This window comes from Synechocystis salina LEGE 00031, assembly GCF_015207985.1.
In the GTDB taxonomy this organism is placed as follows: domain Bacteria; phylum Cyanobacteriota; class Cyanobacteriia; order Cyanobacteriales; family Microcystaceae; genus Synechocystis; species Synechocystis salina.
The window spans coordinates 1-24,475 of the sequence record NZ_JADEVV010000059.1; the positions used below are offsets into that span (position 1 = coordinate 1).

Consider the following 24,475-nt stretch of genomic DNA (forward strand, 5'->3'; position numbering starts at 1 on the left):
GCGTAATGGCTGGGGCGATCGGGGCGGTTTCTATAACCGTCGTTGGCCTAACGGAGGCGGCTTCATCAACCGTTGGTAGAGCTTATCATTGAAGTCTGACCTGTCCTTTTCTGCTATCACCTCATCAATCCGGGAGAAATATCTATGTCCATCAATAACTGCTCTAGCTGGATGGCATTTGTTCTTGCCCTCACGGCGATCGGGACAGTGGCAGAACCCAGCTCCGCCCTAGAAGCTAACGCCCATAATCCCCTAGCCGCTCGCTTAAATAACCTGAGTGCGGCCCTACAACAACGGGCCAATCAACTTCCCTCCCAGGAAGCCCCCAGCAATCGAGCTGACTTGCAAGCAGGTTTTGCTAACCGGGGTGGTGGTGGTGGCGGTTTTGGCAATGCTCGGCGGGGAGGATGGGGCAATGGAGCAGGTGGTGGTGGCTTTGCCAATGTGGGGCGAGGCGGCTGGGCCGATGGCGGTGGTGGTGGCGGTTTTGCCAATATCAATAATCCCTGGGGCAACGGTTGGGGGGATGGCGGTGGCTTTGCGAACCGGGTTGGTGGCGGCGGTTTTGTTAACCGTTGGTAGTAAGGCATCTAAGACATCAGCCTCTCGGAAAGGATTCTGAACCTTGAGACCAAGGGAAAATAAATTTGTTTTTTTCTTCCTTTGCCATGTTTGATTGTCCGGCGGCCATGATTGCTCTAGTAATTGGTGGTTATCAACTGCTGGCGATCGCCCCCTTGATGGCCGGCCCGTCGGATGCCATTGACAATAGGTTTCAAGATATGATGCAGGGCTTTTCTGAGTGTCGGCTGGAGGGCATGTATATTGCTCCTTGGGAAGGCATTGATCGTCCCAGTCAGGATTTTTTTGATGATCTGCTCCCCAAGAAAATTGAAGATGACTTTGCTTACTATCAAATTCAAACTAACTATTACGGTCTCCCCGTCACAGAAATCATGATCCCGGCTGGTACCTGGGGGGTCTATGCTGTCACGTTTGATGTTCCCATAGAAATTTCCCGGGACCGACTGCAAAAAGTATTCGGTTCTAGTTTTGGGGCAACTGAAGCGTCGGAATCAGGGTTAGCGCCGGAATTAATTATCGATCCGGACGATACACAAAAGTCAATTTGGCTATGTACACCGCCTTTTTGATGGCGATAACCGACTATTTATTTTAATTGGTAACTGCTTATGCAAGGCTTAGTCAAGGAAACTACAACGGTTGATTCTAGCTTAGATATAACTAAATTTGGTCCCACTACTTTAGTTATTATTCAACCCACTTCCTACTGCAATTTAGATTGCGATTACTGTTACCTACCCGATCGCCATTTAAAAAACCATCTGCCCTTGGAACTGCTGGAGCCAATTATGCAGGCAATTTTTGCCAGCCCATTCACCACTAGCAACTTTAGTCTTTGTTGGCATGCAGGGGAACCATTGGCCGCTGGACTAGAATTTTACCGCCAAGCCTTTGCCCAGATTGAAGCCTACGGCGAAAAATATAATCACCGCCAGTTGTGGTTTGACCACTCTTTTCAAAGTAATGGTATTTTAATCAACCAAGCTTGGTGTGACCTGTTTAAACAATATCCTGTCCATGTGGGCATTAGCCTCGACGGTCCCGCTTTCCTCCACGATAAACACCGTAAAACCAGAACGGGGCTGGGTAGTCATGCCGCCACCATGCGGGGCATTGAATGGTTACAGAAAAACGATATTTGCCATAGCGTTATTGCCGTTTTAACGGAGGAATCTTTAGATTATCCTGATGAAATTTTCCATTTTTTCCGGGATCATAATCTACTGGATGTGGGCTTTAATATGGAAGAAACGGAAGGCATTAATACGGAATCTTCCCTTAATAAAGAGGGGACTTTGCAAAGATATAGACAATTTTTGGAAAGATTTTGGCAATTGACCAGCTCCAGCGAGCCAGAGTTTCGGGTGCGGGAATTTGAATGTTTATGTAACCTAATTTACACTGAAGACCGCCTCGACCACACAGATATGAATCGCCCCTTTGCCATTGTCAGCATTGACCACCAGGGCAATTTTTCCACCTTTGATCCAGAATTATTAGCCATTAAAACGCCCCAGTATGGTGATTTTATTTTGGGGAATGTGTTAACGGATTCCTTTGAATGTGTCTGTCAAACGGAAAAATTCCAGCGCATTTATTACGACATGACCGAGGGGGTAGAAAAATGTCGCCAAACCTGTGACTATTTCGGCCTATGTGGCGGCGGTGCTGGCAGTAATAAGTTTTGGGAAAATGGCAGTTTCAACTCGACTGAGACTCTGGCCTGTCGTTTCCGTATTCAGCAGGTGGCGGAAGTGGTTATTGGTGCTTTGGAAGAATCCCTGGGATTAACCTAAAAATTATCGACACCCTAACCCAAATTTGGGGGGCAGGGGAACGTTAAAGCAAACTATCCATTAATTTCAAGATTTCTCTGCTGGCTGGACTGAGCGCCTTGGACTCAGAGCATTCTTGCTTTTGCTGATGGGCAGCCCACAGGTCTCGCAGGGCAATTAACTTGAGACTATTTTCTGCAAAGGCTTTGGCGATCGCCTGGGCACCGGGTAAATAGCCAGTGGCGCCTAAATCCATCATGGCAGAACGCCGTAGTTGTAGTTCTGCTCCCCCTAGAGCGGTAATGAGAAGATCACCGTAGTGGTTATCCCCGGTTAACTGGAATAGGGCTCGGGCGGCGGCGTATTGAACTTTCTGGGAAAAATGATCTAAAAACAGCTCAATTAAACCAATGGATTCAATGGCACGGAGAGCACCTAGGGCTTCGATAATTGCTTCATAGGGTTGGGTTAAATGGGGTTTACCCTCCACAAGCTGGGCCTTCTCTAGCCCTCCGGTTAATTTGGCCATCAGAGGGGCAATGGCCCGGTTATCCCCCAAACCTTCCAAAGCCTGGGCCGCGGACTCCCGCACATAGTAATCTTCACAGTCCAATGCTTTGATCAAGGCCGGCACCACCTGGCGATCGCCCAATTTTCCCAAAGCTTTGGCCGCATTGCGTCGTAGGGGATAACCACCGTCCGGGGAACGATCAGTCTCATCTTCCAGGGCCACCAACAGAGCGGCAATGGTTTCCGGTTGAGCGGCCCGAAAACGGCCAATCCACCAGGCCGCATAGTATCGGGCACTGGCATCTTCTGTTTGTTGCAAATTGGCGATCGCCTGGTCGAGGGTGTAGGCGGGGTTAAGGTTGGGTTCACTCATGGGCATGAAAAAATTTTCGGTCAACAAGGGACAGGAACGGCGGGCAGTTAATAGTTAGCCATCGGCTTCCAACTCCACCGTTTCCAGTAACTCTGGGGCAGGTAAAGGGGGCGCAATGATGGTATTGGTTAAATTGCCAATGCCCTCAATTTCCACCTCTACTTTGTCCCCCACTTGCAAGGAACTAATGCCTTCCGGGGTGCCGGTCAAAATTACGTCGCCGGGGTAGAGGGTCATCACCTGGGAAATGTAGCTCACCAACATGGGGGGGGCAAATACCATATCGCTGATGGCCGTGGCTTGCCGGGGAGTTTCCTCATCATTAACAGTGGTTTCCAGATGGGCCTCCGGATCAATGTGGCGCACCACCCAGGGCCCCAGGGGACAAAAACCATCAAAGCCTTTTGCCCTCGTCCATTGAGAATCCTGTCGTTGCAAATCCCTGGCCGTAATATCGTTGGCAATGGTGTAGCCCCAAATGGCACCAACCGCTTCTTCTTCGCTAATGTTTTTCACCTGTTTGCCAATAATGACTGCCAATTCCCCTTCGTAGTCCACACGTTGGGATTGGGGAGGGTAAACTATGGCTTCCTGGTCAGCGGCGATCGCCGAAGGAGGTTTGAAAAACAAGAGAGGTTCCGTTGGCACATCGTTACCCAATTCTGCCGCATGGGCCCGGTAATTGCGCCCCACCGCCACAATTTTAGAAGGCTCACAGGGAGCCAATAAGTGGTAATCCCCTTCACTGACAGCCGTATCTAGGGCTTGACCCCCCAACCAAGGTGCCGCACTTAACAAAATCACACTGTGATCCAATTGGAACAAACCATAATGGACGGTGCCAGAGTCAGCCTGGATACGAACGTAGCGTTGGACCATAGTGGTGTCAAAGAAAGTGATTAGGGGGACAGCCAATGCTCAACTTTTGTCTAAAGTCAAAGCTGGAGCAGGATGTGAGTCCACGGATAGGCTAGTGGTTAGGGTTTAACTGTGACATTGACCCCTAGCTCCCCGGCCACCCTAACGAGTATGATAAAAGATCCTTGCTTTTACTCAAACTTTGGTGTCAGCTAGCCATGGGTTTAGCGGTGGTGACGGTTCTCCCGGTGGGGACTGGCCAATGCTGACTATGGTGGTCGCTGCTCCACGCCTGAGTTTAAGCCCTAAAGTCCATAAGGAGTCATGTGCTTGTGAATAGTTACGAACTGATGGTAATTCTCCGTCCCGACCTCAACGAAGAACGGGTCAGCCAAGAAGTTACCAAATACCAAGAATTTTTGACCAACAACGCCGCCGAAGAGGTTTCGGTCAAAGTCTGGGGCAAACGTCGCCTCGCCTACCAAATCCGTCGCTTCAACGATGGCATCTATGTTTTGTTTAACTTCAACGGTGAGGGCCAGCAGATTGCTTTAATTGAGCGGGATATGCGTCTTAACGACAATGTGATGCGCTTTTTGAGCATTAAGCTCACCCCAGAAAAACCAGAAAAAGAGAAAAAAGCTAAAGCTGTGGCCGTAGAAGCCTAACTCTTCAATTCCGAGTTTCCCCTGGCTTTATATTTCCCCCAGTACCAAGGGGCGGATCTTGGCTAAGGCTTCAGCTTGGGCCATGGCGGTCAGGGGGGATAAGGTTTCCCCATAGTCAAAGGTAAAGGCCGGAATCAATATCCACCAAGCCTGCACCTCAACGCCGTAGAGGATTTTGGCTAGGGCCATCAACTCCAGCGGACTGCCCCGGTGTCCCAATTCCCCAGATATTTGCTCCGGCGGCGGCAAATACAACGGTTGGCATTGCACCAATGGTGAACTTTGGTCTTGGTGCCATTGGGCGTCGATGAAAATTACCTGCTCCACAGCGGCGATCGCCTCGGCCAATTCCGGCGTCAGTTGGTGGGTGGAAATAACCCGACAATGGGGCCAATTCTGTTGGGCAATTTCCTCCGCTAGGTAACGCCCCACGCCATCGTCCCCCCGCAGGGTGTTGCCGTAACCGATCACCAAAGTGGGCCGAGGGGATGTAGCTGTCATACCGTTGCCATTAATGTCCTGGGACGGGTGGGGAAAACTAGAAAAGATCCTAGAGTAGGTTTGCAAAACTTGCTCACCCCACAGGTTTGGAGGAAAACTAGCTCAAAATTCCCCATTATGGGGAAATTGAGGAAATAAATTTAAACCCCACTAACAGGCCCCTAGCAAGGGAGCAATGGGGTCAGGATAAAATTTGATTATCAGTCTCAGCAACCGGATTACTGTCGTGATTAGCAACGCCGCCACCAGCACCCCCGATCGCCTAACTAGCACAGTCCGCAAAACCTATCCCAACTTTAAGGTAATTGTCCTGAACGACGATTTCAACACTTTCCAGCATGTGTCCGATTGTTTGATCAAATATATCCCCGGCATGACTGGCGATCGGGCTTGGGAATTGACCAATCAAGTACACTTCGATGGCTTGGCTGTGGTGTGGGTGGGGCCCCAGGAACAGGCGGAACTGTACCACCAACAATTACGACGGGAAGGTTTGACCATGGCTCCTTTAGAAAAAGCCTAACCCACCTTTCACGCTCCCCCCAGTTGCATTTTTAGCCAGTCTTTGATGATGTCGATCATGGTGATGCCGCCATTGAAGAAAACATAAATCACGGACACCATTAGCACTCCAATCAAAACGGAAAAGATCATCCCCGCCCCAGTGATTAAACCGTCGTCCTCCTGCAGACCAAAACCAGTGATGAAAATAGTCATGGCCGGTAGGGTATTGGTGCCCGGAATGGGAATCATCATGGAAATGGCCATGGAGCCAATGGTAATGCCCATGAGCACTCGACCCAGCCGACTTTGACAAACGAAGGGTAAGCGGGGGTGGGCGATCGCCTCTAATCTTTTCAACCACGGCACACCGGCTTTGACAATGCCTTGGGCTTTGCTGGTTTTAATGGTTTTGCTTTGCCAGGACAGGGGTAACCATAACTGCTGACGACCGGCGATAAGTTGGATTGCCACCAGAAAAATTAGTACCCCAAAGGGGGTGGAGTAACCGGGGGCTGGTAGAGGCAGAGCAGAGGGCAGGGAAAGAATAACCAAGACAATGCCAAAAATTTTCTCCTTGGCGATCGCCAAAACCTGGGCCAGGTTCACCGTTGGGCCACGGTCTTCCTTAAAAAAGTAATCCTGCAATTCCTGGGACAAACGGGCCATATTGATTGTTAATAAAGCTTGGGAGTTAAAAATTCCGTTTTTTACTGACTAGGCTGGCCATGGTATGCCACCGCCAACTGCAATAATCGATCCACTAAGCTAGGAAATTCTACCCCAGAAGCTCGCCATAGTTCGGGATACATACTAAAAGCGGTAAAACCGGGCAGGGTATTAATTTCGTTGATTACAATGTGCCCTGTGGCCGGTTGATAAAAAAAGTCCAACCTTCCCAAACCAGCGGCGTCAATGGCTTTAAAGGCCTGGATGGCCATGGTCTGAATTTTACTCACCACCTCCGGAGGTAAATCGGCCGGGATGTGCATTTGGGAGCGCCCATCGGTGTATTTAGTTTCGTAGTCGTAAAAGTCGCTGTCATAGGTGATTTCCCCCACCACGGAAGCTTGGGGATTGTCATTACCCAACACCGCACATTCCACTTCCCGGATATCCGTTAAACCTGCTTCCACAATGATGCGGCGATCGTAACTGGCGGCGTTATCCAGGGCCACTTCCAATTCGGTGCGATTACGGACCTTGGCAATGCCGACGGAGGAACCTAAATTAGCCGGCTTAACAAAACAGGGATAGCCCACCTGGGCTTCGATTTTGTCGCATAGGGCTGGAAAAACACAGGGATTAGACCAAATTTCCCCCCGTTCCACCCCCATGTAATTCACCTGGGGCAAGCCCGCCTGTTCAAAAACCATTTTCATGGCCAATTTATCCATGCCCACACAGGAGCCCAGCACCCCACTGCCCACATAGGGCACTTGCATCAAACTAAATAGTCCCTGCACAGTGCCATCTTCGCCGTTGGGGCCATGCAAAATGGGGAACCACACATCCATTTGGGCTGCTGCGGAGGGAAATTGCCATCGTTGTTGGGGCGTAACGGGTTGATCGCCTAGGGGAAGACCTTGACTTAGTACATTCTGGGAAGCTTCCGGCCCTAGCCAAACGCCATTTTTTTGAATGTAAAAAGGGGTTACTTGGTATTTTGTTTGGTTATCGCCGCTGGCCAATGCTTTGGCGATCGCCTGGGCGGATTTGATCGAGACTTCATGCTCCCCAGAACACCCACCAAATAACAGCCCCACACGCATGGCAATCCCCTGAAAAATTAAGCTTAGATTGATTTATTCCGCATAGCCTATCACAAAAGTCTAAGCTGTCAGTGACGGAAAAAAATCCCCCTTTTGTGCTTAATTAAACTGGCGCTCTCCTTTGTGGTCCATGCCTATGCCCCCTTTGCCCCCCGCCGTTGGCCTTATCTGCAAACGTTTGGCGATCGCCGTCATCACCCTGCTGGGCATTAGTTTAGTAATTTTCAGTTTGCTAGCCCTTGCACCGGGCAATCCGTTGGGGGAATTAGCCACCAATCCTTCCATTTCCCAGGAAGTGCGGGATAATTTGCGCCGCAGTTTAGGGCTGGATCAACCGTTACCCATCCGTTATTTAAAATGGCTCTGGAGTCTTTTACAGGGGGATTTGGGCTATTCCTTCACCAGCCGTAGTCCCGTCATGGATTTAATTGGCCAACGACTCCCCACTACCCTCTGGCTAATGGGCACTGCCTACCTGATCAGCTTGGCGATCGCCATTCCTTTGGGGGTGACAGCGGCAATTTATCGGGGGCGATGGTGGGAACCTCTAATTAGCGGCATCAGTTTAATGGGCTTTTCCCTACCCACTTTTTTAACGGGGCTGTTATTCATTCTCATTTTTAGTGTGCAACTGGGGTGGCTCCCCTTCATCTACGACAGTACCCTGGCAGTGAATAGCATGGCCAGCTTGGGGGAACAAATTCGCCAGTTGTTGATGCCGGTGGCGGTGTTAGTGTTTTATCAGTCGGCGGTAATTCTCCGGTTTGTGCGCTCAGCGGTCTTGGAAGAATTGCCCCAAAACTACATTCGCACTGCCTACGCCAAGGGTTTAGGTACCTGGGGAATGCTCAAAAATCACCTCTTGAAAAACGCTTCCTTACCCCTAATCACCCTGATTGCCTTGGATGTCCCCACCATTTTTACCGGAGCCCTGGTAACGGAACAGGTTTTCCGGGTACCCGGCATTGGGGCGTTGCTCATTGAATCCATTTACCGCAGTGACACCCCGGTGGTGATGGCAGTAACCTTTCTCTATGCGGTTTTAATTGTCTTTTTCAGTAGCCTGGCGGACTTAATTTACCAACTGGTGGATCCCCGCATTCGCTGGTGATGGGGGAATATCACCATTGTTAGCCCGGCTGAAAAGGGCTATAAATCAAAGGTGACCCCTTAAATTTCCTTAATCACCATGCTGGATAAAACTACTTTGCAAGAAAGCATCCTGACCATCAAACAAAAGCGTAAATTCCTCGAAGACCTGGCGGAGCAACCTAACTTGGGCATCCTTTCCCTGGACGTTTCCCAAGCTTTGGCGGAATTAGACGACTTGATCGAAGATTTTGAAAACACCTTCCCCGATGCCTAGGCTGACCCTTTGTTTACAGTTAGCAAATAGTTAACTTCATAGTATGCGTATTTTTGCTCCCCATCCCCTGTGGCAAACCCTTGTGTTCACGGCGGGCATTATGTTGGCGGCAGGCATGGGCTTTGGCATGGCTCTGCGGTCAGCTCCCCCTAGGGTAGTGACAGATGCAGATCTTACAGTGCCTACGGAACCCCAGGACGGCGGCGGAATGTTCCGGTCTGAGCAAGGTTTCCCTCCCCAACCGGACTGGAACTTAGATTCCCAGGGGGAGGATGAGAATCAGGGTGGGGCACGTTATAATTCTTTACAAATGCAACCATAGAAAAAGTCCATGCAAAACCAAGTCCTCCAGGCCTTTTTTCTCGGCCGTGCCTTTGCCGAAGTCCTCAGCGAAAAGGTAGAAGACGGCGTCACCAATGCCCTGAGTGAGTTGGGCAAGTTTGATGCGGAACAACGGGAAAACCTCCGGCAGTTCATCACCGAGGTACAGTCCCGGGCGGCCAATGATGTCACCCAGGAAGGGGCGGCGATCGCCACTGTAGATGGCCCCGTAACCGCTGACGAGTTGCAAGAAACATTGGATAAACTGCGGGCGGAAATTGCCAGCTTGAAATCTGAGTTGAAAACCTACCGGGATAGCCAGGGTTAACCAAACTTTCATGGCTGAAACTGTTTACCTAGAAACCAGTATTTTTGGCTACCTGACTGCGAGGCCCAGTCAGAATTTAATTTTGGTGGCCAACGTAGGGGTGACCAGGGAGTGGTGGAGCCTAAAAAGAGCGGATTTTCGCCTTTATGCTTCTGAGTTTGTGGTGGAAGAAGTTTCTAAAGGGGACCCTGAAATGGCCTCAGAGCGGTTGAAATTACTGAAGGGAATAACCCTGTTACCTGCCACGCAATCTGCTACAGATCTAGCCATAAAGTTTTTGAACCAAAGTAGCCTGCCTCCAGATGCTGATGTTGATGCTCTTCATATTGCCATTGCTTCAGTTCAGCGCCTTGACTATCTACTAACATGGAATTGTAAGCATATTGCCAATGCTCAAATTCAAAAAAAGTTGGCGCAAATAAGTGGCGATTTTGGCTTCAAGCTACCAATATTATGTACCCCCTATGAACTTCTAGGAGATTAGCCATGTTTAAGGATGAAATAGTTGAAGAAATTCACAGAATTCGTCGAGCCTACTCCGAGTCATTTAACCATGATTTACAGGCAATGTACGAAGACATAAAACGGAGGGAAGCTACCAGTGGTCGCACCTATGTAACCCCTAATTTTTCCCCTGAATCTGAAGAAAAGGAATCCTCAGTTTCCGAAGTCTGACTTTTGTTCGCTTGTCTATCTTCCATTTAGCCCTTTCTTAATATCAGTGTGTCTGCCCTATCCACTAAGCTTGAGCCTACAGCATCCTATTCCAATTCCCCACCTCCTCAAAGGCGATCTCCCCTAGAAGCGGAGGGGAGGTATCGTTGGAATCGGGGCAACTATTCCATCACCCGGCGGCGCATCGATATTTGGGGCTTTGTGCTGACTTTGCTGTATCAATTTTGGTTAAACGGCAAAAAATGGAGCTATGCCGGGGGCTACACGGAAGAAAAACTCCAGCAACGGCAGCGGCGTCAGGCCAAATGGATTCGGGAAAATCTCCTCAGCCTTGGCCCCACTTTCATTAAAGTAGGCCAGCTATTTTCCACCCGTTCCGACCTGTTTCCGACGGAATATGTAGAGGAACTTTCCAAACTACAGGACGAAGTGCCCGCCTTTAGCTACGAACAGGCCGCCAGCATTATCGAAGGGGAATTAGGTAAACCGATCGCCACTCTCTACCGTCGTTTTGACCCCGTGCCCCTGGCGGCGGCTAGTTTAGGGCAGGTGCATAAGGCCCAGTTACATACGGGCGAAGATGTGGTGGTGAAAGTGCAACGGCCAGGGCTGAAAAAACTATTTACCATTGACCTGGCCATCCTAAAAAAAATTGCCCAATATTTCCAAAACCATCCCAAATGGGGCCGGGGGCGGGACTGGAACGGGATTTATGACGAATGTTGCAAAATTCTCTGGCAGGAGACGGATTATCTCCGGGAAGGGCGCAGTGCTGACACCTTTCGGCGTAATTTCCGGGGGGAAGATTGGGTTAAGGTGCCCCGGGTCTATTGGCGCTACACCTCCACCCAAATTTTGACGTTGGAATACTTGCCCGGCATTAAAATTAGCCATTACGATGCCCTAGAAGCGGCGGGGTTAGAACGAAAAGAGCTAGCCCAACTGGGTGCCCGAGCCTACCTGTTCCAATTGTTAAACCATGGCTTTTTCCACGCCGATCCCCACCCTGGTAACTTGGCGGTGAGCCCCGAAGCTGGAGCCTTGATTTTCTATGACTTTGGCATGATGGGGGAAATCACCCCAGACACAAAAAACAAACTCATGGATACCCTGTTTGGGGTGGCGGAAAAAAATGCCGAGCGCATTGTCAATTCCCTGGTTGCCCTAGGAGCCCTCAAGGAAACGGAAGATATGGGGCCCATCCGGCGATCGGTGCAATTTTTATTGGACAACTTCATGGATAAACCCTTTGAAGAACAGTCCATTACTAAAATTAGTGACGACCTTTACGAAATTGCCTACGATCAGCCTTTCCGTTTTCCCGCCACTTTCACCTTTGTGATGCGAGCTTTTTCGACCCTGGAGGGAGTGGGGAAAGGATTAGATCCGGATTTCAATTTCATGGCTGTGGCCCAACCCTTCGCTCTCCAAATTATGAACAATTCCAATGGTTTTAACCCCGCCAGTAACATCATGGATGAACTGGGTCGCCAGGCGGTGCAAGTGGGCAACAGTGCCCTGGGGTTACCCAGGCGCATTGAAGACAGCCTCGATCGCCTAGACCGGGGAGATATCCGAGTCCGGGTTAGATCCACAGAAACCGATCGCCTCCTGCGACGAATGGGTACCATGCAAATGGGCACCAACTATGTTTTATTTACCTGTGCTTTGGTGTTGTCGGCCACGCTATTGTTTGTAAATAATTATTTTGTAGCGGCGGCGGTTGTGTTATTAATATCATTGGTGCCAGCCTTTGCCCTCTGGCGATTATTAAAACGCCTGGAAAGACAAGACCGGATGTTTTAAAAGACAAGCACTCTCTCTCTGCCAACCAAAACTAATCCAATTTTCTAAGGCCTGTGACAGAAGTGAATTTATCAGTTGTTAGTAGTAGTTCCACGGGGCAAACGGATCCCGGTCTGGTTCGTCAGTACAATCAGGATAATTTTTACCTTGATCCGGAGGGACGATTCTACATTGTGGCCGATGGCATGGGGGGACACGCCGGCGGAGAAGAGGCTAGTCGCATTGCGGTGGAAAGGGTGCGGGATTACTTAGACACCTATTGGCGATCGGAGATTACCTCGGAACAGTTGCTCAGGGATGCCCTGATGGATGCTAACGAGGGTATTCTCGAAGACCAAAAAATCAACCTGGAACGGCGGGATATGGGCACCACCGCAGTGCTAATTGCCTTTAGGGACGATGGCGCTTGGCGGGCCCATGTAGGGGATTCTCGCCTGTATCGTTTGCGGAATCAGCAATTGGAGCGGGTAACGGAAGACCACACCTGGGTGGCCAGGGCCCTAAAAATGGGGGACATTGACCCTACCCAGGCCAAAGCCCATCCCTGGCGTCATGTGCTGTTTCAATGTTTGGGGCGGCAGGATTTGAATTTTATCGAGGTGGAAGCCCTGGATGCCCAACCGGGGGACACTTTTCTGATGTGTAGCGATGGCTTAACGGAGGAAGTGCCCGATAATCTGATTGAAAAAATCCTCGCCAGTCAAGGGGAATGTGATCAGCAGGCCGCCCAATTAATTGAAGAAGCCAAAAATGCCGGTGGCTCAGACAATATCACCATAGTGCTAGTGGATTTGGCTGAGGATACCCCGGAAAGTTAATAGATTAGTATGTCTTAAGAAATAAAGAGTGAGTGATTCCATCAATTTAACCATTGCAGAGGAGACCTTAGCCCTGTTGGAATGGCCGAGGCTCTGTCAGCATTTGTCCACTTTTACCCAAACTCCCCTGGGGGCGATCGCCGCCCGTTGTTTGTTGCCTCCCGACCAATGGCAAGAAAGTCAGGCCTTGCTGGCCCAGACCCAGGCGGTGGAGCTGATTGAAAATTCCCCGGAGAGCAACTGGCATTTTAAAGGCATTGCCGATATCACTGAACCGTTAGCCCGGGTAGAACGGGGAGGCTTGACCACGGGGCTGGAACTGTTGGCGATCGCCAGCACCTTGGCCGGGGTGAGAAGATTGCGGCGGGTCATTGAAGAACGGGATGACCTGGAAATTTTGCAAACCTTGGTGGCGGAAGTAAGAACCCTACCCGAGTTGGAACAGGCCATTCACCATTGCCTTGGGGAAGATGGCAAAGTGGCGGAGCGGGCCAGCCCTAAATTAGGGGAAATTCGTCAAAAATTAAAAGCCATACGGGAGCAAATCCAGCAAAAATTACAAAAAATCATTCAACGCCAAGGCAATGCTCTCCAAGAAGCGGTCATTACCCAACGGGGGGACAGATTTGTTTTACCCATCAAAGCGGGTTACAAAGAACAAATACCCGGCATTGTCCACGATAGTTCCGCCAGTGGTAACACCCTTTATGTGGAGCCCCAAGCCATTGTGGAATTGGGCAATAAGCTACGGCAAACCCGTCGCCAGGAGCAAACGGAAGAAGAACGGATTTTAAGGCAACTCAGTGACCAAGTGCTGGAAGTGTTGCCGGATTTGGAACATCTGTTGGCGATCGCCACCCGCTTGGATTTAGCTACGGCCAGGGTTCGTTATAGTTTCTGGCTGGGGGCCCATCCCCCCCAATGGTTAACTCCAGGGGATAACAAACCAATTACATTACGACAGTTACGCCATCCCCTGCTCCATTGGCAAGCGGAAAAGGAAGGGGGACCAGCGGTGGTGCCCATCACGTTGACCATTGATGCCCAAATTCGGGTCATTGCCATTACGGGGCCCAATACGGGGGGAAAAACCGTCACCCTCAAAACCCTAGGTTTGGTGGCTCTGATGGCCAAAGTGGGGCTATATATTCCCGCCAAGGAGCCGGTGGAATTTCCTTGGTTTGCCCAGGTATTGGCAGATATTGGGGATGAGCAGTCTTTGCAACAGAATCTTTCCACCTTTTCGGGGCATATTTGCCGCATTATCCGCATTTTGCAGGCTCTTCCCCATCAATCGGATGATGTTGACCAGGCAATTGACTCCCCAGCCCAGGTTGTGTCCCCTTCCTTGGTTTTGCTGGATGAAGTGGGGGCTGGCACCGATCCCACCGAAGGCAGTGCATTGGCGATCGCCCTATTGCGTCACTTGGCCGACCAGCCCTGTTTAACGGTGGCCACCACCCATTACGGGGAACTGAAGGCGCTGAAATATCAAGATGCCCGCTTTGAAAATGCGTCGGTGGAATTTGATGACCAAAGTCTTAGCCCCACCTACCGTTTACTTTGGGGCATTCCCGGCCGCTCCAATGCCCTGGCGATCGCCCAACGTTTGGGATTGCCCCTGGCCATAGTTGAAGAGGCTAAGGACAAATTAGGCGGTTTTTCTGAAGACATTAACCAAGTCATTGCCGGGTTGGAAAGTCAGCGGCGGGAACAGGAACAAAAGGCGGCCAATGCCCAAAAATTACTCCAAGAAACGGAAATCTTTTATGAACAGGTTTCCCAAAAAGCGGCTAGTCTGCAGGCCAGGGAAAGGGAATTAAAGTCCTACCAAGACCAGGAAGTGCAACAGGCGATCGCCGCTGCCAAGGAAGAAATCGCCAAAGTTATCCGCCAACTACAACGGGGTAAACCCAGCGCCCAAAAGGCCCAACGAGCCACAGAGGCCCTGGGGGAAATCCAAGCTGAGCAAAAGGCCATGGTGGCCATTAAACCCTTGGGTTATCAGCCCATGGTGGGGGAAAGAATTCGTATTCCCAGCTTTGGCCAAACTGCGGAAGTGACCCAGGTCAATGGCGCTGCCCAAACCGTTAACGTCACCCTGGGTCTGATGAAAATGACGGTGCCCATGGCGGATATTGAATCCCTAGATGGGAAAAAGGTGGAGCCGCCCCCCAAGCCGGAACCGACACAAAAAAAAGTTAAAGCTGAGCCCCAGGTAACGGAAACCAAATCAACCCCTGTGGTTGTGCGGACAGAAAAGAATACCCTGGACTGCCGTGGCGATCGCCTAGAACGGGCCGAATCCAGGGTAGAAAAGGCCCTGAACCAAGCCTTAGATTCGGGAGTGTTGTGGATTATCCATGGCAAAGGCACCGGCAAATTACGCCAAGGGGTGCAGGAATACTTGTCTCACCATCCCCTGGTGAAAAGTTATGCCCTCGCGCCCCAGAATGAAGGGGGATCGGGAGTAACCATTGCCTATTTGCGGTAGTGGGTTTTGAGAAACTCAGTAAAGAGTTTAACTTTGGTGGCCAGATGGCGGTTAACCGGATAAACCATGGAAACAGTTAATTCCCGTAGGCAATAGTCCGGCAAGATGACCTGCATTTTTCCCTCTTCCAAATAGGGTTGGACAATAAACTGGGGCAACAGCGCAATGCCCAAACCCTGGGCCACGGCGATCGCCAAAGCCTCCCCATTATTGGAGCAAAAACTACCGGAGACCGATACGGTTTCTTCCCCCCCTTGATTGAGCAACCGCCACTGACTGCCCGTGCTGAAATAACCATAGAGCAGGCAATTATGGTTTTTCAAATCCCCCGGAGTTTCAGGCATACCTGATCGAGCTAAATATTCCGACGACGCACATAGCAGTAACTTAGTCTGGCACAAGGGCTGGGAAATTAAACTGGTCGATTGCACCGGTTGGGCAATGCGAATTAATAGATCGTATCCCTCGGCGATCGCATCCACAAATCGATCCTCCAACGTTAATTGCACTTCTACTTGGGAATGTAAAGCCATAAACTTCGCCACCAGCGGCGCAACGTACATAGTGCCAAAGGTCATGGGCGCATTAATCCGCAACAGACCCTTCGGTTCTCCATGGAGTTGGGACACTGACAATTCCGCCTCCTCCAAATCTGCCAAAATTTGCACCGATTTTTCATAAAAGGCTAGCCCTGTGGGAGTAAGGGTAACTTTACGGGTACTGCGGTGGAGAAGCTGTATTTTAAGTTCATTTTCTAGGGCAATTACCATCTTATTCACTGCCGATCGCCCCAAATTCATTTTCCTCGCCGCCGCCGCAAAACTGCCCTCCCGCACCACCTGGGTAAAGGCATAAATACTTTCAAGTTTGTCCATTGATTCCCTTATTGTCCCTTTTTTGGATGCAATCTGTATTTAAATTAGCATATTGTCTTTATTGGGGATGCAAACTAGAATGGGAACCAAGGTCACAAACCTCAACCGACAAAAATAACGGAGGTCACCATGATCACACTCCGCCCCTCCGAAGCCCGGGGTCGTGGCAAACTCGACTGGCTAGATAGTTATTTCAGCTTTTCCTTTTCCCATTACTATGACCCCGCCCACATAAATTTCTCTAACCTGCGGGTCATTAACGAAGACTACATTGCCCCTGGTAAGGGTTTTGCCACCCATGGCCATCAAGACATGGAAATTATCACCTATGTCTTAGAAGGAGAACTAAAACACCAGGACAGCATTGGCAATGGTTCAATTATCCGCCCTGGGGATGTGCAGCGCATGAGTGCCGGCACCGGTATTCTCCATAGCGAATTTAATCCCTCCCCAGACCAGTCTGTTCATCTGTTGCAAATTTGGATCACTCCCAATCAATTGGGGGTGGAACCCAGTTATGAGCAAAAGTTTTTTTCCACCGAGGACAAACAGGGCAAATTACGACTAGTGGCATCCCCCGATGGCCGAGATGGTTCCGTCACCATCCACCAAGATGCTTACGTTTACGCCTCGGTCCTAGGAAAGGGGGAAACGATTAGCTACAGCCTATCGAACCGTCAGGCTTGGCTACAGATTGTCCGAGGTCATCTGACATTAAATGGGAAAACCTTCAAAACCGGAGATGGAGCAGGCATTAGCGGAGAGCAAACCATCACCTTTACTGGCCAAGAAGGAGCAACGGAATTTTTGCTGTTTGACTTGCCTTAGTTTTGTCAACTTTAGCCAATTTCACTAACATCCTGAGAGGAGAAAATAATGACTGAACCAACAGTTGCAGATACAAAACCCATCGTTATGGAGCTTGAAGCAGGAGACTATTATTGGTGTGCCTGTGGCAAGTCTGCCAATCAACCTTTCTGCGATGGCAGCCATAAAGGTACGGGTTTTACTCCGAAAAAGTTCACCTTGGAGAAAGCCCAAAAAGTCACTCTCTGCCTTTGTAAACACACAGATAATCCCCCCTACTGTGATGGTAGCCATGTTAAACTTTAACCATTGATCAATTGACCTAGCCACTAATTTTTTTGGTACATCTTCTACTTTTGAGAATTAACCTTGCAAGGGGAAGATGTGCCCCGGCGGGTCGTCAAGGTTATTGCAATATTGACTATGCTGCTCGATTCTTCTCTGTCTAGATTAGCAACGATGGCTAGTTTCAGTCCAATAGAATATTGAAATATTTCTGCGATGGTGAGCCCTAGAATTATGATTTGAATGGAGCAGATTTTTTCTGTTTGTTCCTGACGTAAATTGCCCTATTTTTGCGCTCAATTTCAAATAGGTCGATCGCCTCAAACAAACTACTTAGTTTGGCGTAACCATAGTTGCGGGAGTCAAAGGATGCCTGATTTTTAATGTGGCCGCCGATTTCCGCTAAGCTTGACCAACCATCGTCGTCAACGGTGCTGGAAATAGCACTCCTGAGTAAACTAATTAATTTTGCGTCCTGTTTCAATTCCTTCCCAGTTTTTTTAACACTGGTGGAATTTTGGAGGGCCCCTTCAGAATTTTCAATTTGATCAATACTTTCTAGGTATAAAAATGTTGAACAAGCATAAACAAAGGGCAAGGGCGTTTTTTTCTCACCAAATCCATAAACCTTGAGTCCATTGGTCAAAATTCTCATCACTAAGGGGGTAAAGTCACAATCACTTGACACAATGGCAAAGGCATCTAACCGCTGAGTGTAGAGTAAATCCATAGCATCAATAATCATGGCGGCATCGGTGGCATTTTTACCCTTGGTGTAATCAAACTGTTGCACGGGACGAATGGCATATTCATGTAAACACTCTTCCCAGGCTTTTAGGTTAGGACTTTTCCAGTTGCCATAGGCTTTCCGAATGTTGGCCACTCCATACTTGGCAATTTCCGATACGATCGCCTCAATTTTGGACGCAGGGGCATTATCCGCATCAATTAGCAGGGCAATGTTTGATTCCGATTGCGGCATACTTCTCCAAAAAGGGACGATTACCTAGGAATTCTAACTCTAATAATAGTCAAGCAATTAATGGAATTATCTGAAAGCCTATGTTTTTGTCGTCCTGGAGAGGTTTAGAGCAAAAGTGTCTGGGCGGGCGGTATGTCCTACAGTCTTTACTGGGCACTGGCGGCTTTGGGGCAGTGTTTCTGGCGGAATGCGTTGACGATCCGGCGATCGCCTGCAACATCCTCAATGCACGGTGGTAATCCACGGTGCCATCAAATTTAAACCCCACAGAAAGCCGGGCTTTAGCCGGTTATACTTTCCCGCCAATCAGCACCCATAATGCGAAGCCGGTTATCGTCATACCGAATTACTGGATCTTTTTCTCCAATGGCGATCGCCAGTAAAATTTCGGTATGTTTGATAATCTCTGTAAATTCCTCGCCGAATCATTTTCCGAAGACTACGCCGCCTGGTTGTTGGGACGACCAATCAAATTGACCAAGCTCAGTCCGACGGAACTATCTTTGGAGCCAATTCGGGCTGATTCCCTGATTTTGGAGCAATCGGAAGACTTAGTGTTACATCTGGAATTCCAAACGGAGCCTGACCCCACCATGGGTTTTCGGATGCTGGACTATCGGGTGAGGGTATATCGTCGTTTTCCCCAGAAGACGATGCACCAATTTGTCATCTACTTGAAACCCAGTAATAATGACTTAGTTTATCAGGATAGTTTTCAGGTAGGGGAGACTTTGCACCGTTATCAATCGATTCGGCTCTGGGAGCAGCCATCGGAAGCATTTCTCCAGAGTCCAGGACTATTGCCCCTAGCGGTATTGACCCAGACCTCTGACCCCGCATTAAAATTGAGGGAAGTGGCCACTGTGCTAGATCAGATTGAGGATAATCGAGTTAAGGCAAATCTCATAGCAGCAACCTCGGTTTTTGGCGGAATTCTGCTGGCCCCTGAGCTTATTAGAACAATTTTAAGGAGTGAAATTATGAAGGAATCTGCTGTCTATCAAGAAATCTTACGGGAAGGGGAACAACGAGGCTTACTCAAAGGCAAACTGGAGGGCAAACTGGAAGGGAAACTAGAAGGTCGGCTGGAAGCAAAACTGGAAACCATCCCCTTGCTGAAGAAATTAGGCCTGACGATCGCCGAAATTGCCAAGGAATTAGATATTGATGTTGAACTGGTTAATAAATTCGTTGCTAACCAAAATAATTAAAGGTTGAAATGGTCATTCGCCGGAATATGGCTTATTTATCTTTTGGCGATCGCCTTTTCAATGGGGAACTCAGAAAGACTATTCCTTAGTTTTGGCCACAAAAAGCCATACCTTCCCCCATTCCCCTTGTTCGACTACCATGATGCAGACAGTCAACTAAACCAATCCATCGTCCCTGCCCCTAATGTCCCTGTTAGTCCAGAAACCCGAAATTCCTTCCTGCGCTTGGCAACGACCCATTGGTAAGGATTGGGAAAAGCCCTACACTGTCCGCTACGCCAGTAACCTTGACGATGGCCCGGACCATGGCATGCCCCTAGGGGGGTTTGGGGCCGGTTGCATTGGGCGATCGCCGACGGGCAAGTTTAACCTCTGGCATCTGGATGGGGGCAACCACGTTTTTAAGAATTTGCCAGCCTGTCAGTTTAGTATTTACGAACAGGTGGCAGGGGAAGAAGCCCAAGCCTATGCCATGGCCACCGAAGCCCCAGAGGATGGGAGTCTAGGCCGTTGGCAATGGTATCCCAAGGAGAAAGGGCAATACAGCGCCCTCTATCCCCGCAGTTGGAACGAGTATCAGGGCGTTTTTAAAAGTGAACTAATCTGTGAACAGTTTTCCCCGGTGTGGGGAGGCAATTACCAAGAAAGTAGCTATCCCCTCGCCATTTTTGACTGGACTGTCCATAATCCCACCGATAAAACCATCACCCTGAGCATTATGCTCACCTGGCAGAACACCGTGGGTTGGTTTACCAATGCCATCAAATCCCCCACTGTCAAACTCCGGGACGATGGTAGCCCTGAGTATGAATATCAACCCCGCTGGGGCGACAGTACGGGCAATTTTAACCAGTGGATCCAGGATGGTTTCCGGGTCGGCTGTTTATTTAATCGGGTGCAACCCCACGACGCTCTCCGGGAAGGGGAAGGGCAAATGTGCATTGCCAGTGTCAGCAACCCCAGTGTAGAGGTGTTTTATCACAATCGTTGGAATCCCAGTGGGGACGGAGCCGATGTGTGGGACTGGTTTGCGGGCAATGGTTCCTTACCGGATATCCAGGATGAAACGGCGGCGGAACCGGGGGAACAAATTGCGGGGGCCCTTTGTTTAAGGTTCACTGTGCGACCGGGAAAAACCAAAAAAATTCCCTTCCTGTTGGCTTGGGACTTACCCATTACCGAATTTGCAGAGGGGGTGACCTATTACCGTCGCTATACGGATTTCTACGGCCGCAACGGCAAAAATGTTTGGTCCGTGATCCGCACTGCCCTGAAACATAGCGACACTTGGCGGCAAAAAATCGAGGCTTGGCAGGGCCCTATTCTGGACAACCCCCAGTTACCCAATTGGCTCAAAATGGCCCTCTTTAACGAGTTATACCTGTTAACCCAGGGGGGAAGTCTGTGGACAGCGGCGACGGAAAATGATCCAGTGGGACAGTTTGGGGTCTGTGAATGCATGGACTACCGCTGGTATGAAAGCTTAGATGTGCGTCTCTATGGCTCCTTTGGGCTTTTGATGCATTGGCCCAAGTTGGAGCAGGCGGTGATGTTGGCCTTTGCTCGGGCCATTCCCACCGAAGATCCGAAGGAACGGGTAATTGGCTATAACCTTTCCCTCGCTCCCCGCAAAGTAAAAAATGCCACTCCCCACGACCTAGGGGCTCCCAACGAGCATCCTTGGGAAAGGAGTAATTACACTGCTTACCAGGACTGTAACCTCTGGAAGGACTTGGGCAGTGACTTTGTCTTACTAGTGTACCGAGACTTTTTGCTTTTACCGGATGCGGATGGGGAATTTTTGGGGGAATGTTGGCCTAGTGTCACAGCGGCGTTGGATTATTTGAAGGAATTTGATCTGGATAACGATGGCATCCCGGAAAATTCCGGCGCCCCGGATCAAACCTTTGATGATTGGCGTTTACAGGGCATTAGTGCCTACTGTGGTGGTTTATGGATTGCGGCCCTGGAGGCGGCTTTGGTGATGGGTAAATACCTGTTGGCAAATCCTCCCCAACAAACGAGTTTAGATACTAAAGCAATAGAAACGGCGATCGCCAGGTATGAGACTTGGTTAGTCCAAGCCCGCAGTTTGTATCACGACACCCTTTGGAATGGCGAATACTACAACCTGGATAGTCAAAGCGGCTCCAAGGTGGTGATGGCGGATCAACTCTGTGGGCAATTTTATGCCCGGTTATTAAATCTGCCGGATGTGGTGGAAAATCATTACGCGGAAAAGGCTTTGGCCAAAGTTTACGACACCTGTTTCCTCAAATTTGCCCATGGGGAACTAGGGGCCGCCAATGGTCTTTTGCCCGACGGTTCCCCCCAAAATCCCAACGATACCCATCCCCTGGAAGTATGGACGGGCATTAACTTCGGTTTAGCGGCTTTTTTGATCCAAATGGGCAAAAAAGAAGAAGCTTTAAAAATGACCGAGACGGTGGTTAACCAGGTGTATAGCAATGGTTTGCAGTTCCGCACTCCAGAAGCAATCACTGCGGTAGGGACTTTCCGGGCTAGTCATTATCTGCGGGCCATAGCGATCTGGGCTGTGTACGGTTTGCTGGAGGGTTTTGCCAATTTACCCATTGCTCCAGCCGATGACGAGGTGCCCACTAGCGATTTTTATTGAAATCCGCAGGCAAAAGTCCAGTAATTAACCCCGCCCTTGTCATTTAACCCCATGGAAAAATCCCGTCAGTTTGACCTCGCCCCCTACATTGACCACGCGGCCCTAGACCCCGCTACCACCAGTGAGGCGATCGCCGCCTGTTGTGCCCAAGCTCTGCACCATAAATTTGTTGCGGTGTGTCTTTACCCCAGTGCCCTACCCCAGGCAGTGGAATTGTTGCGGGGCAAAAAAGTGGAAATTTGTGCGGTGATTGGTTTTCCCTCCGGGGCCAGCACCAGCAGTAGTAAACTTTACGAGGCCCAGGAAGCAACAGAATTGGGAGCCACCGAATTGGATGTGGTAATTAATTTGGGGCTATTGAAAGACGGCAATATGGAAGCTGTTTACAACGACATTGCCCCCATTGTGGAATCCACAGGGCTAACGGTGAAAGCCATTTTAGAAATGGGTAGGCTAACGGAATCGGAAAAAAGAGTAGCGGCGGAAATTTGTTTGGATGCGGGAGTGCAATATCTCAAAACCAGCACCGGCTGGGGTAAGGGGGCTACCGTTGCCGATGTGCGATTGTTACATCAAATCAGTCAAGGACGGGTCGGAATTAAAGCGTCCGGGGGGATTCGCACGGTGGAGCAAGCCATAGACTTAATCGAGGCCGGCGCCACCCGCTTGGGCACTTCCCGGGGAGTGGATTTGATTCAGCAGCAACGACAATTGTGGGAACAAAGTTAGCTAAACCTAGCCCCCGAGGAATACTACCAACTGTTGTAGTTTGTCCCAGCCCGCCCCTTGCTTCAAAATATCTTTGGCCAAATCAATACCCTGGCCATGGTCGCCCCAGGGCACGGCATTGCCCACCTGAAAGGCTAACGAGGCATTGAGGGCCACCGCATCAATCTGGGCCTGGGTTCCTTTGCCTTGCAAAACCTGGCTGAGGATGGCCTCATTTTCAGCCAATTCCCCTCCCTTTAAGGCGGTCAAAGGAGCCGGAGTTAAACCAAAATCCTGGGGATCCAGCACTTGGGTGGTTACCTCCCCCTGGTTGAAACTAGCTATGTCTGTGGGAGCCCCCAAGCCGGCTTCATCTAATTTCTCCCGACCATGGATCACCAAGGCCCTGGCAGTGCCCAAATTTTTTAAGGCGATCGCCATCACGGAGAGAAAATCCGGAGAATAAACCCCAATTACCTGGCCTGTGGGACGGAGAGGATTAACCAATGGCCCCAAGAGATTAAATACGGTGCGGACTTTAAGAGTTTTACGAATGGGAGCCACACTTTTAAGGGCGGGATGCCAACCCGGCGCAAACAGAAAAGTAATACCCACCGCCGACACCGCTGCCGCCACCTGGTCGGGCCCAGCTTGGAGGTTGAGACCTAACCCTTCTAAGACATCGGCAGAGCCAACTTTGCTAGAAGCGGAACGGTTACCATGTTTGGCTACTTTCACTCCGCCAGCGGCCACCACAAAAGCCACCGCCGTGGAAATGTTAAAGGTTGAAGAACCATCTCCCCCGGTGCCACAGGTATCCACCAACGGATCCACCATTTCCGGTCTTTGGGCCCCCTGGGACTGTTCCTGGAGTACCTGGGCCATGCCCGTCAACTCTTCAGGATCTAACCCCTTAGCTTGGATCGCCGCTAGTATGGCTCCGGAAAGGGCCGGGGGAATATCATCGTCAAGCCAACCCTCCATTAATTGCACTGCCTGTTGGCGGGTGAGGGATTGGCGGTCCAACAACTGCTGGAGAAAGAGGGGCCAATGGGGGGAAGCCGTGGTATTCACAACAATGAAAAAAATACGAGAAAACTAATTGCCACCCATTTTACGGGGTTAGGCGGCCTTTCCTGTGGGAGTGGCAGAATTTCCAGGTGAATTCCAGGTAAATGACAGCCATTGTCCATACCTTCCGCAAAAAAATTTACCTATGCTGAAACCATTACGGCGGATTCCGCATCTAACTGGCACAGTAACAGCAATGAGTAAAATAGTTCTGTCTAGTTGTAGCAGAATTCAGCATAACACCAATTTCTGCTAACTTTTCAACAGATTTTTTATCTTTAGGTCTAAATCGCCGAATGAAAGCTTTGAGTTCCCACCAAAGATGTTCAATAGGGTTAAAATCTGGAGAGTAGCGGGGTAAATAAATGACCTTAGCTCCTGCTGCTTCAAGCATTTCTTTTACCCCTTCAACTTTATGAGCATTTAGATTGTCCATAACAACGACAGCACCTTGCCAAAGTTGCGGGATAAGTGTTTCTTTAATAAACTCCTTGAACAGTTCTCCGTTCATAGATTTAGGCAATAGTTTTAAGCATAAAATCTTGGA

The 24,475-nt window shown here is 49.8% G+C and carries 30 protein-coding genes; 21 read left to right on the forward strand and 9 right to left on the reverse strand.

All coding sequences use genetic code 11. The annotated features are described in order from the left end of the window. Window positions 1–144 precede the first annotated feature (144 nt). The 3 genes from grrA to grrM all read left to right on the forward strand — a co-directional run bounded on the left by grrA (window position 145) and on the right by grrM (window position 2,381). Window positions 145–582, forward strand: coding sequence for a GrrA/OscA1 family cyclophane-containing rSAM-modified RiPP (gene grrA, locus IQ217_RS16115; RefSeq protein WP_194020732.1), 438 nt, complete (start codon window positions 145–147; stop codon window positions 580–582). Between the two features lie 86 nt (window positions 583–668). Further along, window positions 669–1,154: a hypothetical protein gene (locus tag IQ217_RS16120; protein WP_228024204.1), complete on the forward strand. Its 486-nt coding sequence runs from the start codon at window positions 669–671 to the stop codon at window positions 1,152–1,154. Between the two features lie 39 nt (window positions 1,155–1,193). Beyond that, window positions 1,194–2,381: a cyclophane-forming radical SAM/SPASM peptide maturase GrrM/OscB gene (gene grrM / locus IQ217_RS16125; RefSeq protein ID WP_194020733.1), complete on the forward strand. Its 1,188-nt coding sequence runs from the start codon at window positions 1,194–1,196 to the stop codon at window positions 2,379–2,381. Window positions 2,382–2,424: 43 nt separating this feature from the next. Here grrM and IQ217_RS16130 read toward each other — a convergent pair whose 3' ends face one another. Together IQ217_RS16130 and IQ217_RS16135 are read right to left on the reverse strand one after the other, a co-directional pair. Continuing rightward, window positions 2,425–3,243, reverse strand: coding sequence for a HEAT repeat domain-containing protein (locus tag IQ217_RS16130; protein WP_194020734.1), 819 nt, complete (start codon window positions 3,241–3,243; stop codon window positions 2,425–2,427). A 54-nt stretch (window positions 3,244–3,297) separates the two neighbouring features. Continuing rightward, window positions 3,298–4,122, reverse strand: a complete 825-nt coding sequence (locus IQ217_RS16135; protein WP_194020735.1) for a fumarylacetoacetate hydrolase family protein — start codon at window positions 4,120–4,122, stop codon at window positions 3,298–3,300. Window positions 4,123–4,427: 305 nt separating this feature from the next. Here IQ217_RS16135 and rpsF point away from each other — a divergent pair, with 305 nt between their 5' ends. Next, the gene (rpsF, locus tag IQ217_RS16140; RefSeq protein ID WP_010872311.1) at window positions 4,428–4,769 is read left to right on the forward strand and encodes a 30S ribosomal protein S6; all 342 of its coding nucleotides are present in this window, start codon (window positions 4,428–4,430) and stop codon (window positions 4,767–4,769) included. Between the two features lie 27 nt (window positions 4,770–4,796). Here rpsF and IQ217_RS16145 read toward each other — a convergent pair whose 3' ends face one another. Continuing rightward, window positions 4,797–5,270, reverse strand: coding sequence for a hydrogenase maturation protease (locus IQ217_RS16145; RefSeq protein ID WP_194020736.1), 474 nt, complete (start codon window positions 5,268–5,270; stop codon window positions 4,797–4,799). Window positions 5,271–5,496: 226 nt separating this feature from the next. On the opposite strand from IQ217_RS16145, the gene clpS reads away from it, so the two are divergent. Beyond that, window positions 5,497–5,793 carry an ATP-dependent Clp protease adapter ClpS gene (clpS, locus tag IQ217_RS16150; protein ID WP_190599762.1) on the forward strand — a complete coding sequence of 99 codons (297 nt, stop codon included), beginning with the start codon at window positions 5,497–5,499 and terminating at the stop codon, window positions 5,791–5,793. Window positions 5,794–5,801: 8 nt separating this feature from the next. On the opposite strand, the gene IQ217_RS16155 is transcribed toward clpS, so the two are convergent. Both IQ217_RS16155 and IQ217_RS16160 read right to left on the reverse strand, forming a co-directional pair. Continuing rightward, the gene (locus IQ217_RS16155) at window positions 5,802–6,440 is read right to left on the reverse strand and encodes an exopolysaccharide biosynthesis protein (RefSeq protein ID WP_190599761.1); all 639 of its coding nucleotides are present in this window, start codon (window positions 6,438–6,440) and stop codon (window positions 5,802–5,804) included. 41 nt (window positions 6,441–6,481) lie between these two features. After that, window positions 6,482–7,543, reverse strand: coding sequence for a D-alanine--D-alanine ligase family protein (locus IQ217_RS16160; RefSeq protein WP_194020737.1), 1,062 nt, complete (start codon window positions 7,541–7,543; stop codon window positions 6,482–6,484). Between the two features lie 136 nt (window positions 7,544–7,679). On the opposite strand from IQ217_RS16160, the gene IQ217_RS16165 reads away from it, so the two are divergent. The 9 genes from IQ217_RS16165 to IQ217_RS16205 all read left to right on the forward strand — a co-directional run bounded on the left by IQ217_RS16165 (window position 7,680) and on the right by IQ217_RS16205 (window position 15,351). Then, window positions 7,680–8,654 (forward strand): ABC transporter permease, encoded by a 975-nt coding sequence (locus IQ217_RS16165; protein WP_228024203.1) that lies wholly within the window; start codon window positions 7,680–7,682, stop codon window positions 8,652–8,654. Between the two features lie 78 nt (window positions 8,655–8,732). Further along, complete coding sequence (locus IQ217_RS16170; RefSeq protein ID WP_190599758.1) at window positions 8,733–8,909, forward strand: hypothetical protein; 177 nt, start codon at window positions 8,733–8,735, stop codon at window positions 8,907–8,909. A 43-nt stretch (window positions 8,910–8,952) separates the two neighbouring features. Beyond that, the gene (locus IQ217_RS16175) at window positions 8,953–9,231 is read left to right on the forward strand and encodes a hypothetical protein (protein WP_194020738.1); all 279 of its coding nucleotides are present in this window, start codon (window positions 8,953–8,955) and stop codon (window positions 9,229–9,231) included. 9 nt (window positions 9,232–9,240) lie between these two features. Next, window positions 9,241–9,558: a DUF6825 family protein gene (locus IQ217_RS16180; RefSeq protein WP_190599756.1), complete on the forward strand. Its 318-nt coding sequence runs from the start codon at window positions 9,241–9,243 to the stop codon at window positions 9,556–9,558. 10 nt (window positions 9,559–9,568) lie between these two features. Continuing rightward, the gene (locus IQ217_RS16185) at window positions 9,569–10,042 is read left to right on the forward strand and encodes a type II toxin-antitoxin system VapC family toxin (RefSeq protein WP_194020739.1); all 474 of its coding nucleotides are present in this window, start codon (window positions 9,569–9,571) and stop codon (window positions 10,040–10,042) included. Between the two features lie 2 nt (window positions 10,043–10,044). Then, window positions 10,045–10,233 carry a hypothetical protein gene (locus tag IQ217_RS16190; RefSeq protein ID WP_190599754.1) on the forward strand — a complete coding sequence of 63 codons (189 nt, stop codon included), beginning with the start codon at window positions 10,045–10,047 and terminating at the stop codon, window positions 10,231–10,233. A gap of 48 nt (window positions 10,234–10,281) precedes the next feature. Next, a complete protein-coding gene (locus tag IQ217_RS16195; RefSeq protein ID WP_194020740.1) occupies window positions 10,282–12,039 on the forward strand; it encodes an AarF/UbiB family protein in 1,758 nt (585 codons plus the stop codon). A 53-nt stretch (window positions 12,040–12,092) separates the two neighbouring features. Further along, the gene (locus IQ217_RS16200; RefSeq protein WP_194020741.1) at window positions 12,093–12,857 is read left to right on the forward strand and encodes a protein phosphatase 2C domain-containing protein; all 765 of its coding nucleotides are present in this window, start codon (window positions 12,093–12,095) and stop codon (window positions 12,855–12,857) included. Window positions 12,858–12,885: 28 nt separating this feature from the next. Further along, window positions 12,886–15,351 (forward strand): endonuclease MutS2, encoded by a 2,466-nt coding sequence (locus tag IQ217_RS16205; protein WP_194020742.1) that lies wholly within the window; start codon window positions 12,886–12,888, stop codon window positions 15,349–15,351. Here IQ217_RS16205 and IQ217_RS16210 read toward each other — a convergent pair. Beyond that, the gene (locus IQ217_RS16210; RefSeq protein WP_194020743.1) at window positions 15,339–16,226 is read right to left on the reverse strand and encodes a LysR family transcriptional regulator; all 888 of its coding nucleotides are present in this window, start codon (window positions 16,224–16,226) and stop codon (window positions 15,339–15,341) included. The two genes, IQ217_RS16205 and IQ217_RS16210, sit on opposite strands and share 13 nt — an antisense overlap. A gap of 129 nt (window positions 16,227–16,355) precedes the next feature. On the opposite strand from IQ217_RS16210, the gene IQ217_RS16215 reads away from it, so the two are divergent. Further along, window positions 16,356–17,054, forward strand: coding sequence for a pirin family protein (locus IQ217_RS16215; protein WP_194020744.1), 699 nt, complete (start codon window positions 16,356–16,358; stop codon window positions 17,052–17,054). A gap of 48 nt (window positions 17,055–17,102) precedes the next feature. Continuing rightward, a complete protein-coding gene (locus IQ217_RS16220; RefSeq protein WP_194020745.1) occupies window positions 17,103–17,339 on the forward strand; it encodes a CDGSH iron-sulfur domain-containing protein in 237 nt (78 codons plus the stop codon). Between the two features lie 211 nt (window positions 17,340–17,550). Here the strand turns inward: IQ217_RS16220 and IQ217_RS16225 are convergent, their stop codons facing one another. Next, entirely contained in the window at window positions 17,551–18,300 is a 750-nt protein-coding gene (locus IQ217_RS16225) for an NYN domain-containing protein (RefSeq protein ID WP_194020746.1), read from the reverse strand. An 80-nt stretch (window positions 18,301–18,380) separates the two neighbouring features. Here IQ217_RS16225 and IQ217_RS16230 point away from each other — a divergent pair, with 80 nt between their 5' ends. The 5 genes from IQ217_RS16230 (at window position 18,381) to deoC (ending at window position 22,878) form a co-directional block, all read left to right on the forward strand. Next, window positions 18,381–18,539, forward strand: coding sequence for a hypothetical protein (locus IQ217_RS16230; protein ID WP_194020747.1), 159 nt, complete (start codon window positions 18,381–18,383; stop codon window positions 18,537–18,539). Window positions 18,540–18,545: 6 nt separating this feature from the next. Further along, entirely contained in the window at window positions 18,546–18,683 is a 138-nt protein-coding gene (locus IQ217_RS16235; protein ID WP_194020748.1) for a hypothetical protein, read from the forward strand. 9 nt (window positions 18,684–18,692) lie between these two features. Continuing rightward, on the forward strand, window positions 18,693–19,511 hold the full coding sequence (locus tag IQ217_RS16240) for an Rpn family recombination-promoting nuclease/putative transposase (protein WP_194020749.1): 819 nt from the start codon (window positions 18,693–18,695) through the stop codon (window positions 19,509–19,511). Window positions 19,512–19,695: 184 nt separating this feature from the next. Next, entirely contained in the window at window positions 19,696–22,149 is a 2,454-nt protein-coding gene (locus IQ217_RS16245; protein ID WP_194020750.1) for a GH116 family glycosyl hydrolase, read from the forward strand. Window positions 22,150–22,200: 51 nt separating this feature from the next. Continuing rightward, on the forward strand, window positions 22,201–22,878 hold the full coding sequence (deoC, locus tag IQ217_RS16250; protein ID WP_194020751.1) for a deoxyribose-phosphate aldolase: 678 nt from the start codon (window positions 22,201–22,203) through the stop codon (window positions 22,876–22,878). A gap of 6 nt (window positions 22,879–22,884) precedes the next feature. Here the strand turns inward: deoC and trpD are convergent, their stop codons facing one another. Together trpD and IQ217_RS16260 are read right to left on the reverse strand one after the other, a co-directional pair. Next, on the reverse strand, window positions 22,885–23,931 hold the full coding sequence (trpD, locus tag IQ217_RS16255; RefSeq protein ID WP_194020752.1) for an anthranilate phosphoribosyltransferase: 1,047 nt from the start codon (window positions 23,929–23,931) through the stop codon (window positions 22,885–22,887). A gap of 172 nt (window positions 23,932–24,103) precedes the next feature. Further along, window positions 24,104–24,475 (reverse strand): transposase (locus tag IQ217_RS16260; protein WP_228025776.1); only part of this gene is annotated, 372 nt, incomplete at its 5' end.

Excerpts from the sequence above, each read along its gene's own strand:
- IQ217_RS16220 (WP_194020745.1), top strand. The coding sequence starts at position 17,103 with ATGACTGAACCAACAGTTGCAGATACAAAACCCATCGTTATGGAGCTT.
- IQ217_RS16230 (WP_194020747.1), top strand. The coding sequence starts at position 18,381 with ATGTTTTTGTCGTCCTGGAGAGGTTTAGAGCAAAAGTGTCTGGGCGGG.
- IQ217_RS16160 (WP_194020737.1), bottom strand. The coding sequence starts at position 7,543 with ATGCGTGTGGGGCTGTTATTTGGTGGGTGTTCTGGGGAGCATGAAGTC.
- IQ217_RS16225 (WP_194020746.1), bottom strand. The coding sequence starts at position 18,300 with ATGCCGCAATCGGAATCAAACATTGCCCTGCTAATTGATGCGGATAAT.
- IQ217_RS16180 (WP_190599756.1), top strand. The coding sequence starts at position 9,241 with ATGCAAAACCAAGTCCTCCAGGCCTTTTTTCTCGGCCGTGCCTTTGCC.
- IQ217_RS16215 (WP_194020744.1), top strand. The coding sequence starts at position 16,356 with ATGATCACACTCCGCCCCTCCGAAGCCCGGGGTCGTGGCAAACTCGAC.
- IQ217_RS16120 (WP_228024204.1), top strand. The coding sequence starts at position 669 with ATGTTTGATTGTCCGGCGGCCATGATTGCTCTAGTAATTGGTGGTTAT.
- IQ217_RS16190 (WP_190599754.1), top strand. The coding sequence starts at position 10,045 with ATGTTTAAGGATGAAATAGTTGAAGAAATTCACAGAATTCGTCGAGCC.
- grrA (WP_194020732.1), top strand. The coding sequence starts at position 145 with ATGTCCATCAATAACTGCTCTAGCTGGATGGCATTTGTTCTTGCCCTC.
- grrM (WP_194020733.1), top strand. The coding sequence starts at position 1,194 with ATGCAAGGCTTAGTCAAGGAAACTACAACGGTTGATTCTAGCTTAGAT.
- IQ217_RS16130 (WP_194020734.1), bottom strand. The coding sequence starts at position 3,243 with ATGAGTGAACCCAACCTTAACCCCGCCTACACCCTCGACCAGGCGATC.
- IQ217_RS16165 (WP_228024203.1), top strand. The coding sequence starts at position 7,680 with ATGCCCCCTTTGCCCCCCGCCGTTGGCCTTATCTGCAAACGTTTGGCG.
- deoC (WP_194020751.1), top strand. The coding sequence starts at position 22,201 with ATGGAAAAATCCCGTCAGTTTGACCTCGCCCCCTACATTGACCACGCG.
- IQ217_RS16210 (WP_194020743.1), bottom strand. The coding sequence starts at position 16,226 with ATGGACAAACTTGAAAGTATTTATGCCTTTACCCAGGTGGTGCGGGAG.
- IQ217_RS16155 (WP_190599761.1), bottom strand. The coding sequence starts at position 6,440 with ATGGCCCGTTTGTCCCAGGAATTGCAGGATTACTTTTTTAAGGAAGAC.
- IQ217_RS16240 (WP_194020749.1), top strand. The coding sequence starts at position 18,693 with ATGTTTGATAATCTCTGTAAATTCCTCGCCGAATCATTTTCCGAAGAC.
- IQ217_RS16175 (WP_194020738.1), top strand. The coding sequence starts at position 8,953 with ATGCGTATTTTTGCTCCCCATCCCCTGTGGCAAACCCTTGTGTTCACG.
- IQ217_RS16245 (WP_194020750.1), top strand. The coding sequence starts at position 19,696 with ATGTCCCTGTTAGTCCAGAAACCCGAAATTCCTTCCTGCGCTTGGCAA.
- IQ217_RS16170 (WP_190599758.1), top strand. The coding sequence starts at position 8,733 with ATGCTGGATAAAACTACTTTGCAAGAAAGCATCCTGACCATCAAACAA.
- IQ217_RS16135 (WP_194020735.1), bottom strand. The coding sequence starts at position 4,122 with ATGGTCCAACGCTACGTTCGTATCCAGGCTGACTCTGGCACCGTCCAT.
- IQ217_RS16185 (WP_194020739.1), top strand. The coding sequence starts at position 9,569 with ATGGCTGAAACTGTTTACCTAGAAACCAGTATTTTTGGCTACCTGACT.
- IQ217_RS16145 (WP_194020736.1), bottom strand. The coding sequence starts at position 5,270 with ATGACAGCTACATCCCCTCGGCCCACTTTGGTGATCGGTTACGGCAAC.